Source organism: Halorubrum sp. CBA1125 (assembly GCF_009742825.1).
GTDB lineage: Archaea > Halobacteriota > Halobacteria > Halobacteriales > Haloferacaceae > Halorubrum.
Map to the genome: position 1 here is coordinate 1 of NZ_WPCE01000243.1, position 3,628 is coordinate 3,628.

General features: G+C 71.0%; 4 protein-coding genes and 1 pseudogene. 3 read left to right on the top strand and 2 right to left on the bottom strand.

All coding sequences use genetic code 11. From position 1 onward, the window contains the following. Window positions 1-195 precede the first annotated feature (195 nt). Window positions 196-654: a DUF5796 family protein gene (locus GJ633_RS14980; protein ID WP_156589445.1), complete on the top strand. Its 459-nt coding sequence runs from the start codon at window positions 196-198 to the stop codon at window positions 652-654. Window positions 655-738: 84 nt separating this feature from the next. On the opposite strand, the gene GJ633_RS14985 is transcribed toward GJ633_RS14980, so the two are convergent. Next, window positions 739-2,109, bottom strand: a complete 1,371-nt coding sequence (locus GJ633_RS14985; RefSeq protein WP_156589446.1) for an HD domain-containing protein — start codon at window positions 2,107-2,109, stop codon at window positions 739-741. 131 nt (window positions 2,110-2,240) lie between these two features. Between GJ633_RS14985 and GJ633_RS14990 the strand changes: the two genes are divergently transcribed. Next, a complete protein-coding gene (locus GJ633_RS14990; RefSeq protein ID WP_156589447.1) occupies window positions 2,241-2,651 on the top strand; it encodes a universal stress protein in 411 nt (136 codons plus the stop codon). Between the two features lie 91 nt (window positions 2,652-2,742). Here the strand turns inward: GJ633_RS14990 and GJ633_RS14995 are convergent, their stop codons facing one another. Further along, entirely contained in the window at window positions 2,743-3,297 is a 555-nt protein-coding gene (locus tag GJ633_RS14995; RefSeq protein WP_156589448.1) for a transcriptional regulator, read from the bottom strand. Window positions 3,298-3,490: 193 nt separating this feature from the next. Here GJ633_RS14995 and GJ633_RS15000 point away from each other — a divergent pair. Beyond that, window positions 3,491-3,628: pseudogene (locus tag GJ633_RS15000) on the top strand (transcription factor); the annotation flags it as partial.

Here is a 3,628-nt window from a genome sequence, read left to right on the forward strand (position 1 = left end):
CCACGCCGCCGTCCCGCCAGCCGTCTCGACGTGCGGCCCAGCGAGGCCCGGCGTGCGGTCGCGGGGACGTCCGTCGCCTCCGTCGCGTCCGTGTCATGTTCGCGTATCCGCCCGGCGACGACTTAAATATGCAGCCGTGGACGGCCGAGACCCTCGAGCGGGTCCCTTTTGAGGCGCGGAGGCGCAATGCCGCGTATGTCTGCACCTTCACGCAGCGACGTTCCGCCAACCTCCATCGGCGTCGACCTCCGCGAGGAGGGAATCGTCGTGGAGTACCTCGACGGGCGGACGACCCTGTACCGCGGCGTCCCGGACTCGGTCGACGGGTCGGTGACCGCGGGACCGGGCAAGGAGACGCACGTGCTCGTCACCGATCCCACGGAGACGGAGGGCGTGATGACGTACGTGAACGACTACAAGACCGACGACGAGATCTTGGAGGACTCCGGCGTCGGCCGCATCATCGTCGAGGACGGCGAGCGCGAGGAGGTGTTCCCCGGCGTGATCGTCGGCCGGACCGGCCAGCGCAACGAGGTCATCGCCGACCCCGAGGTCGCCGGCGGGCGCGTGTTCGTGTTCGTCGAAGACGGCTGGACGGAGGGGAGCTACGAGATCGTCGAGGGGCCCGAAGGGGGGCTCGACGCGCACCGGTGAGCCGGCCTCGGAGCCGGGGCCGGAGAGGTATCGTCGGCGAACGCGGGGTGTGAGACGGCGAAATCCACGGATTCTACCGGGGGCTCACTCGAACTCGTCGAGCGTCGTCGGCATCGCGTGGCGGACCTCGGAGACCAGCCCGTCGGGGTCCAGCCCGAGGACGTCGGCGGCCGCCCGACCCACGCGGTCGGTGGCGGCTGCCGGCGCGTACACGCCGAGCCGCCACTGGTTGCGCTGGGCGGTCCGGAGCGCGGAGACGAGCGGCGACTGCCGCTCCAACCGCCGGACCTCGCCGTTCACCGTCACCCGCGCGGTCGACTCGCGCATCGTCGGCTCCGGCGGGACGTCGAGGATGACGTGGTCGCGGTCGACGCCCGCCTCCTCGGCGATCTCGCGTTCGAGCGCGACCTCGGTCGCGTGGTCGGCCTCGTGAACGCGGTCCGGGACGCCGCCGTACTCCGCCCACACCGCCAGCTTGTACAGGTCGCGCTCGTCGTACCGCCGCGAGATCTCGTCGGTCGCCGGACACGTCCGGATCGCGGCGAGGAAGTCGTGGTCGTCCATCCGGCGTAGCTCCGCGGCCGTCGTCGCGGTCGCGTCGAGCAGGTCGCTCGCGGCCCGGCGCAGCATCGCCTTGGAGATGCGCGCGACGTGGTGGGTGTACACGACGGGGTTCATCAGCGCGCGAGCCAGAAGCAGGCTCTCCGCGGTCTGGACGTTTCCCTCGTCCAAGACGAGCTCTGGCGACCCCGAACCGGCCGCCGTCGCCGGCGCCGAACGCGATGCCGGTTCGCCGCCTCCGGAGCGGCGGTCGGCCCGGCCGTCGTCGCCGGCTCCACCGGCTTCACGACTCGCGCCGGCTCTACCGGCTCCCCCGTCTCCGCCGCCGGTCTCCGCCACGAACGTCAGCTCGCGGACGAACCGCTCGGTGTCGATGGTGCCGTACGGGACGCCCGTGTGGTAGGCGTCCCGTACGAGGTAATCCATCCGGTCGACGTCGAGTTCGCCCGAGACCAGCTGGCCGTAGGTCCCCTCGCCGGCGACGAGCCCGGCGACCCGGGACGGGTCGAGGTCGTGGTCGCGGAGCACGTCGCCGACCGCGCCGGTGGCGAGCAGCTCCTCGACGTCGTCGTGGTACTTGCCCGTCCGGCGGTGAGTGAGCGGCTCCAGGTTGTGGCTGAACGGGCCGTGACCGACGTCGTGGAGTATCGCCGCCACCTCGATCCGGTCCGCGTGTGCACCCTCGATGCCGAGGTGGTCGAGCGCGCGGCTGGCGAGGTGGTAGACGCCGAGGCTGTGCTCGAATCGCGTGTGGTTCGCGGAGGGATAGACGAGCTGGACCGTCCCGAGCTGCTTGACGTGGCGGAGCCGCTGGACGGCCGGCGTGTCGAGGAGGTCCGCGGCGACACCGTCGATCTCGATGTGGTCGTGGACGGTGTCTTTGACCGTGATCATGTCCCGGTCTTCGGCGGCATCGACTAAAAGCGACGGGAGTGGTGGCGCGCGAGCGGTGCACGACGCGTTCGCCCCATCAGATCTCGAACACGTCGGCACAATTTATGGGGTCGGTCCGAGAAGGGTCGCGCATGTACGACGTACTCGTCGGCATCGACAGCGGCGACAACCGGCGCGCGGTCGCACAGGCCGAGGTGGTCGCCGACCTCCCGGCAGCGGTCGAGGAAGTGACCGCCCACCTGTGTCACGTGTTCCGAGACAACCCCGAGGGCGCCTCCGTCAGCCAGATGGCCGCGGTACGCCGCGCGCGTGAGGCGCTCGAGGACGCGGGCGTGGCCTACGTCCACTACGAGGCGAGCGGCGATCCGAGCGACGAGCTGCTCGCGGCCGCGGACGAGGTCGACGCCGACGCGATCTGCGTCTCCGGGCGCGAGCGCAGCCCCGCCGGCAAGGCCGTCTTCGGCAGCGTGAGCCAGGACGTGGTGTTGCGCGCCGATATACCGGTGTTCGTGGTCCCCAACCCGAGAGGAAAGGCCGAGTGAGTCGGGTAGCACCGTGCGAAGGTCTGGCACGCCTCACCGTCGGCGTCGACGAGCCGGGCGTGCCCGTCGACACGAGCCGTGAGAGCCTCGGCTACTCCTCGACGATGTCGATACCGAGCCGCTCCTCGACGGCGCGGACCACGGAACCGCCGACGCCGGCGGTCGCCGCCCGCCCGTCCTCGATCGCGAACAGGTCGTCCTCGTCGACGCCGAGCTCCTCGGCCAGCTCCTCGAGGGTGAGTCCCGCCTCCTGGCGGGCCTCCTCGACGACGTCGTCGTAGCCGGAGACGAGGTACGGGAGCCGGTCGGACTCGTAGTTCGTCCCCTCCTTCTCCCAGTGAGACGAGTCGCCGGTCGCCGAGTCGTACATCTTCGCCTGCTTTCGGGCGAGTTCCTGCTTGCGACTCTCCACATCGGCCGATCCGTCGCTCGCGCCGCCGGGGCTACCGCCACCGGTGGGATTCCGATCGCCGCCGGATCCGCTCCGGCCGCCGCTCGCGTCGTCGTGCGGTCGACAGTCCGAACACACCAGCAGCCGCGCGCCGGCGACCGTCGCCCGCTGGAGATCCGCCGTCTCTCGCCCGCAGAGCTCACAGGAGTCGCCGTCGTCGCCGCCCCCGCCGCCGCCCGTCGAGTACTTCGCCATACCGCGACAGGTGGGGCCCGATCGTTAAAAAAGTCGTGGAGCGGTCGCCGTCTGCGCTGTCGCGAGGGCGAGGCGACGGGGCGGCTGCGGCGACGGGCAGCGGCGGGGGCGGACCGATCGGCGGTGGCGACGGCGGGTTCGTCGACCGTCCGTTTCGGAGGTTTTAATCCCGTTCCGCCACCTGTTTCGCGTAATGGCTTTTGAGGATCTACTGAACGACCCCGTCATCCAGAAGTACCTCCACGAGCTGGTGGGGCCAACGGGGATGCCGGTCGCGGCCGCGCCCCCGGACGGCGAGGTCACCGACGAGGAGCTGGCCGAGGAGCTCGGC